Annotated in this window: 4 protein-coding genes and 3 pseudogenes; 3 read left to right on the top strand and 4 right to left on the bottom strand. The window is 64.3% G+C overall.

Features of this window, described 5'->3' with window-relative positions; translation table 11 throughout:
- Positions 1-1,050 (bottom strand): phosphatidylinositol-specific phospholipase C domain-containing protein (locus ACZ3IJ_RS35930; RefSeq protein ID WP_467475386.1); only part of this gene is annotated, 1,050 nt, incomplete at its 3' end.
- Positions 1,051-1,944: 894 nt separating this feature from the next.
- Between ACZ3IJ_RS35930 and ACZ3IJ_RS35925 the strand changes: the two genes are divergently transcribed.
- The gene (locus ACZ3IJ_RS35925) at positions 1,945-2,256 is read left to right on the top strand and encodes a transposase (RefSeq protein WP_467475384.1); all 312 of its coding nucleotides are present in this window, start codon (positions 1,945-1,947) and stop codon (positions 2,254-2,256) included.
- 253 nt (positions 2,257-2,509) lie between these two features.
- The gene (locus ACZ3IJ_RS35920; protein ID WP_467475382.1) at positions 2,510-2,665 is read left to right on the top strand and encodes a hypothetical protein; all 156 of its coding nucleotides are present in this window, start codon (positions 2,510-2,512) and stop codon (positions 2,663-2,665) included.
- An 18-nt stretch (positions 2,666-2,683) separates the two neighbouring features.
- Here ACZ3IJ_RS35920 and ACZ3IJ_RS35915 read toward each other — a convergent pair.
- Positions 2,684-2,956: pseudogene (locus tag ACZ3IJ_RS35915) on the bottom strand (transposase); the annotation flags it as partial.
- A gap of 20 nt (positions 2,957-2,976) precedes the next feature.
- Between ACZ3IJ_RS35915 and ACZ3IJ_RS35910 the strand changes: the two are divergent.
- Positions 2,977-3,114: pseudogene (locus tag ACZ3IJ_RS35910) on the top strand (transposase); the annotation flags it as partial.
- Between the two features lie 495 nt (positions 3,115-3,609).
- Here the strand turns inward: ACZ3IJ_RS35910 and ACZ3IJ_RS35905 are convergent.
- A complete protein-coding gene (locus ACZ3IJ_RS35905; protein WP_467475380.1) occupies positions 3,610-4,617 on the bottom strand; it encodes an aggregation-promoting factor C-terminal-like domain-containing protein in 1,008 nt (335 codons plus the stop codon).
- Between the two features lie 1,216 nt (positions 4,618-5,833).
- Positions 5,834-6,590, bottom strand: a pseudogene (locus ACZ3IJ_RS35900) (IS5 family transposase).
- Between the last annotated feature and the right edge of the window lie 69 nt (positions 6,591-6,659).

The following is a 6,659-nucleotide window of genomic DNA, read 5'->3' as shown; positions in this document are numbered from 1 at the left end:
GAGGTCGAACTTTTCCCAGGATCCGACCGCCGTGCGGTTGGCGATCAGTGGTGAGGTGCCCTCGTTCTCGGCGGTGACGAGTTTGCCGTTGACGTGCGCTCGAAGACTGATGCTGTCGTCGGTGTTGTGGATGAGGTCGAACTTTTCCCAGGATCCGACCGCCGTGCGGTTGGCGATCAGTGGTGAGGTGCCCTCGTTCTCGGCAGTGACGAGTTTGCCGTTGACGTGTGCTCGAAGACTAACGACCTGGACCTGAACGTAGTTGTGGGCGATGATCGCGCTGATCAGCGCGGAGCCGGGGTAGTCCATCAGCACGACGCCCGTGCGGGCCAGCCGGCTGGGGCCGTCGCTCTCGAGGTCGCTCAGTGCGCGCTGGTTCACACCGGTGGTGAACAATCCGCCGCCGGCAACGGCCGCCGGACCGGGACCTAGGGGGGCACAGTTGGCGGAGAGGTATGTGGTGTACATCGCCCCGTTGGTGTCAGCTGAGGCCGCGGTGATGTTGGCCCACGCCCGGGTCCATTTCTGTGCGGTGTCGCACTGGTCCCAGTCGTTCTCTATGTAGGAATCCCGGTTCCAGTTAGTCAGTTGGGTCAGCCCGTAGCCCGCATAGATGCCGCCGCGCGGGCCCTTGAACGTAGCGAGCACGATACGTCCGCGTACCTGGCCGAGACGTGGCATGGGGGAAGTGGTGGCCCCGGTCACAGTTGGAGCGTAGAACAGGTCGGGATATCGGGCGAGGTAGCTTTTGAAAATGCGGATTCGGTCTGCCTGCCTTGTCGAGGGAGGGTCGTCCACACAGTGACCGATCGAAGCGGAGCCGCTCCCACCCTCCGAAGAGTTGGCGTCGCACTCGGCGCCCAGGTTCATCAGGACCGTCTCGCCTGGGTGAGTGGTCAGGAACCTTTTGGTGCGCGTGAGCACGTCGTCGAAGTTGGCGTGCTGATAGACGTTGGTATGGTGGATCGCGAACGCAGTACCGCTGTTCACCACCCGCACCCGGATGTCGATCGCGCGGATACCGGCCGCGAGCTGCGCGTCAAGTGTCACAGCGCTGTCGCCATGGTCCTCCTGGGCCTCGTAAGCCCAAGGAGCCAGCCCACCGTGGATAGCCAAGGTGTCATGCGTTCCCGGCACCGACATTGCCCCGAGACCGAGCCCATCTGGCAAGCTATTCATCCAGTCCGGGTGCGCCTGCCCAGTCGTCAGGCTGTTGAAGGCAGGCGAGGACCGGCTCGGTTGCGCTGCCGCCGTCCCGCTGGTCGTTCCGAGCGCCCCAGCGGCGAGTATTGCCACCACCGCAGCTGCCGCGAAACCGTGCCAACGTGTGGATCTTCGTCGCGTACCCATGGAGTGCCCCCTTGTGTTGACCGGCGTGCTTCATGCGGTTCATGCGGGCCCGACCAGGGATTGACCTATGGCCGGACTGGATACGCAACGGTAGATACCATTGTTGCGAGGATCAGACAATGAGAACGGGCCTGGATTGGCGGGCAGTTGAACTGCTCTGGCTGAACTGCACCGGGTCTGATGGACGCTTGGCCCCCTGTGAGGATGAGTCAGCACCTCCGTTCCTGAGCTGCTGAACCTGTGATTGATGCGTATGTTCGGGAACGTGCGCACCCTCGGTGAGTGCGCTGGCGATGGTGCGGGTCTGAGGGGAACGCGAGACCCTGCGAGTCCTTCTCGTCACCCGCCACAGCGCCGTTCTCGCCTCCACAGCCGCGATCAACCAGTTCAAGGGCTTGATCGTCTCGGCACCCGACGACCACCGTGCCGAACTGCGGAAACTCAAGCGTCCAGCCCAAATCAGCCGCTGTGCTCAGCTGAGAGATCGCCCGGCACATGATGGTCCGGGCCCTGAGGTCCACTGCCTAGCGCGTTCAGGCACTGCAAGCCGAGGCCAAGGATCTCGATTGCGAGATCCTTGGCCTCGTGCGTCAGATGGCTCCAGAGCTTCTGGAGCTGCAAGGAGTGGGCCCTATCACCGCGGCCCAGGTGCTGGTCAGCAGGTCGCACCCCGGCCGCTTCCGCGCCGAGGCCGCCTTCGCATCCTTCGCCGGCGTCTCGCCCATCCCGGCCTCCTCCGGGCTCACAAACCGCCACCGGATCAACCGCAGCGGTGACCGGCAGCTGATGAACCGCGCTCTGCACACCATCACACTAATCCGCATGCGGCTGGACCCCGCCACGAAGACATATGTCGCCCGCAGGGTCAGCGAGGGCAAGACCTCGCGCGACGCACAGCGCTGCTGAAACGATCCGTCTGCCGTCAGCTGTTCAGGATCCGCAAGCGCTCAGATCGAACCCCTACGATCTCCTCCGGACCCCTCGACGCGATATAGCAGCCTCGGGGGCCCTATGCGTTTGGTCAAGGTCCAAGGCCAATAGGTTCGTGCGGACAAGGGCGGGCCGAGCCGTAGGGGTGTGCATGAGTGATAGCCAGGTCACGATCAAGCTCACGAGTGATGAGGCACTGCTGCTGTCGCATTAGCTGGAGAAGCTCCAGATGACGGACCTCAGCCGCGTTGTCGACGACCCGGCGGTCTGGGCACCGATCCATCGAATCGCCGGAACTCTCGACAAGACTCTTCCCGAGCTGTTCGCGCCTGACTATGATCAGCGGCTTGTGGCCGCTCGGCAGCGGCTTCGGCCGGACGGCTGACCGATCGGTCTGGACTCCTCAGCTGGCCACAGCCGGTTGGGGCTCGTAGAAGGTTCCGTCGCGGAGCATCGCGAACAAGACGTCGGCCCGACGGCGGGCGAGGCAGAGCAGGGCCTGGTGTGGTGCTTGCCCTGAGCGATCTTCTTGTCGTAGTAGGCCCGGGTCGCCCAGGGCGGCGAACGCGGAGAGGGAGAAAGCGCGTTTGAGCTGCTTGTTTCCTCTCCTGGACGGTTGTTCGCCGCGGGTGGAGGAGCCCGAGCTCCGGGTCGCAGGGGCAAGTCCCGCGTATGCGCAAGCTGCTGGCCGGGCGGATCGAGGAGCTCCTGGAGACCCACCCACTTTCGAAGGTCCTGACCTCGATGCCGGGAGTCGGCGTCGGGACCGGAGTCCGCATCCTGATCGAGGTCGGCGACGGCAGCACCTTCCCGACCGCGGGCCACCTCGCCGCTGGATCACCCGGCGGATCGTCGCCGCCAAGGTGTCGAACGGATGATCGAGCTGTCGCCCTTACGTGGAACTTCGGCGTCTACGGGGTCCGCAGAGCACGGCGGCAGGTGCATGTCCTCCTCCGCGCCCGGAGCGGTGAGGTACCCGCACCATCGCCAGACCGCCCAACCTGCCGGACGCCGACGCGGCCAAGGCGTGCTCATCGGCGAGCTGCTCGCTTACCCGCCCAGGACGTTTTCGATGATGTGAGCTCGTCTCGCTTGCCCAATCGCTCTTCCAATTGGTCTCGTTCCGCGGGCGCGCGGTGATTCGTTCCATCCGCTGGGGAACCAGGATGCACACAATCGTAAAATGCCGTTCGGCCGGACAGGAAGTGGCGCCTCGTCCGCGGAAGCTCGATCCGATCGGCAGACGGCCGCTCACGACCAGCGGGAGTGCCCTGGCATACCCGGAACGCCAGCCACTTGACCAGCAACTGCAAGATGGCGGAGACTCACTCAGTACCACCTATGGGCTTGCCAGAACGACCAGGCATTGCATGCCCCGCCGTAGACGGAGTCCACGTAGGACTTCATCCATTCCAACTGGGTGGTGGGATTGGTCTGCCAGTCCGGCCCGGCTGACGCCATCTTGCCGGCGGGCAGTGCCTGCGGGAGACCGTATGCCCCGGAGGTGGGGTTGGTCGCCGTGACATTCCAACTCGACTCACGTTGGATGATTTCTGCGGCACATGCCGCCTGTGATCCGAAGATCGCGTCGGCGATGACCTGTGGGCTGCCGGTCTGGCTTGGCGATGCTGAGGAACTTGCTTCTCGTCGGCCTGAATCCGAGGTCGTGGCGCCAGCTTCATGCAGCGTCACACCTGGACTGTCCGAAGCACGATGCTTCCCCGAACCCGGGCGAATCGCCAAGACTTCGCCCGGGAAAATGAGGTCGGGGTCATCGCCGATCACCTTGGCATTGTCGCGGTAGAGCTGAGGCCAGCCGCCGTCCACGTGATGAGAAGAGGCGATCTTCCACAGTGTGTCGCCTCGGACCACCTTGTACTCCACTGACGAACCGGGTGGCTTCGAAGCCTTGCTCTTCTCGCGGTGCCTCGTCGATGTGCTGGGCGTGGGATCATTGCTCGTCGCGGCCGGGGGCGAAGCAAACTCCGTAGGACGCCCCTGGTTCTGGGCCAGGCCTGCCCGCTCACTGCACACCGGCCAAGCCTGAGGCCCCTGGGAAGCCAGGACCTTCTCGGCGACTGCTATCTGCTGTGCCTTGGTCGCAAGATCCGCTCTCGGGGCGTATGTGGTGCCGCCGAATTCAGCCCACGTCGCCTGCGTGAACTGCAGACCCCCGTAGTAGCCATTGCCGGTGTTGATAGACCAGTCGCCACTGCTCTCGCACTGAGCGACCGCGTCCCAGGTAGCCTCAGAGGCCGCGTGGGCTCCCGTGGCACCCGCCAGCGGGATGACGACGGCTGTTCCGGTGGTACCAGCGACCGCGCTGAATCGGCTCATGCGACGGCTCTTGCAACGACGGTGCTTTCCCGTTGCAGGCATTTTGAATTCCTCTCCCACGCCTGCGAGGTGAGTTGGAGGGTTCGGGCTGGACGCACCCGGCCGACAAATGGCGCAGCATCCCCGGTGTACGCCGTGCTCGACTTCGCCCTGGGCCGCCCAGCTGAAGAGCGGCTCACTCTGCTTCCCTGCTTCCGCCGTGACGGACTGGTGATGAACCCTCGGCTGGCGGCGGTACCGGCGTTCCACCCAAGGGCCCCGGAGGCGTTCGGCGCTTCGGGGCTGCGAAGCTATAGAGCCATCACCGTAGCGAGCAAGGCGTCTCAGGCTCAGTCGCCCAAATGGGAAGCAATCCCGGCGAACTCACCGTGCAGGCCTCTGAGCGGGCAGTACTCGGCTCCGTGGCAGTGTGTCCCGATCTGATCGCCCCAAGTGCTGTCGGGGCGGCCGAGAGCACGCTGCGCCCTTGGATTGTCGCAACAGGTAGGCGATCTTGTGATCGGCACTCACCCGTGAGATTTCGTTGGATCTGCCCAACAGGCATCTCCGGCATGCCCTTTTGGTAACTAGTAGATGCTGGCAGGTTCGGACAAACCATGCACTTTCGACATGGGTGAAGGTGTGCAGGCGGGCCAGTCCTCCGCCGACGGTTGAAGGCGGAGGACCGGACGTTTCTGAGAAGGCTTCAGGATGGCGCCGCAGGGGTGGGAGGAGAGGGGCATCGCGGAAGTGCTGGAAGGGGGAATCCTGTTCGTAGGACGGAACCTGTATCGCCCCAGGCGATGGACAGGGAGAAACCAGGGCCCGCAGGATTATGAAGCTCGTGACGCTTCCTTGACTGGCGAAGGTGCATTACCGGCGAGGAGGGCGGTACGGCAGCGTTTCCCGGCCGTCTGTCCAGGAATTGTTCACAAAGGGCTTACCCACCAAGGCGATCCGCGGCCGATGGCGTAGGGCGGCGAAAACGCGTTCTGGCACTACGCGGTCCGTTCGGCAGGTGCTGGCCCTGAACCCGGCGGAGGAGTGCTCTCTCTTCGCGAAGGTGGTGTCTCTGAGTATCAACGCGCTCCAGCATGCTGCCGATGCCCGCAAGAACGGGCGGGGTAGGGGTAGGTGACCGCCCTCGGACGGTCAGGTGGCGGACTGACCACCAAAATGCATTTCGTCTGCGACGGCGCGGGCGCGCTCTTGGCCTTAGAGGGCATCTGATCAATGTTCACGCCGTTGCGGGTGGGATGTCTGTTTCGATTCGCCAGGTTGGTGTTGATTCTCCGGTGAGTTCGCGGCTCATTTTGTTAGCCATCGCCCAGTGGATCATCGTCCGGGATCTCTGCGGCAGGGCTTCGTAGTCACGCGCCAGGCGGCGGTGCTGCATCAGCCACCCGAAGGTCCGCTCGATCACCCACCGCTTGGGCAGCGGCTGGAAGCCCTTCTCCTTCGGTCGCTGCACCACCTCCACGTCGATCCCGAGACGGGCGCCGTGCTGGATGACGCTGGTCTGGTAGCCGCCGTCTGCCCATACCTTGGTCACGCTCGGATGGGCCGCCGCCAGCTCGGTCAGGGCCTGCTTGCCGCCGGCGGAGTCGTGGACCGAGGCGGCGGTGACCAGGACGGTCAGGACCAGGCCGAGGGTGTCGGTGATCAGGTGACGCTTGCGCCCTTTGATCTTCTTGCCGGCGTCAATGCCCTGACTGCCCTCGGCGACATTGCTCGAGGTCTTCACGATCTGCGCCTCCACCACGGCCGCGGACGGCTGCCCACTTCTTGAACGGCGGGAAGTCGTGCGGCAGGTACTCCCACGGGATCCCGGTGCGGTTGACGTAGAGGATCGCGTTCACGATCTCTCTCAGATCATGCACCCGCGCTGCCGCCCCAGGCCCGGAACGGGCGGCCCGCCAGGCAACGAACACGGGCTCGATCAACGCCCAGCGGGCATCGGAGACGTCACTGCGATACGCACGTCGAGCAGTCATGCCCCTGGCAACGACCGTCGACGCCTCCAGTCACAAGAACATCCCAAAACACCAACTACATAGATCAGA

The organism is Streptomyces sp. NPDC013317, from assembly GCF_055563155.1.
Note: the sequence above shows the minus strand (reverse complement) of the source record. Positions and strands in the feature narration are given on the sequence as shown.

Bases quoted from the DNA above. Each gene is read 5' to 3' on its own strand.
- ACZ3IJ_RS35925 (WP_467475384.1), top strand. From the start codon at position 1,945: ATGGCTCCAGAGCTTCTGGAGCTGCAAGGAGTGGGCCCTATCACCGCG.
- ACZ3IJ_RS35905 (WP_467475380.1), bottom strand. From the start codon at position 4,617: ATGAGCCGATTCAGCGCGGTCGCTGGTACCACCGGAACAGCCGTCGTC.
- ACZ3IJ_RS35920 (WP_467475382.1), top strand. From the start codon at position 2,510: ATGACGGACCTCAGCCGCGTTGTCGACGACCCGGCGGTCTGGGCACCG.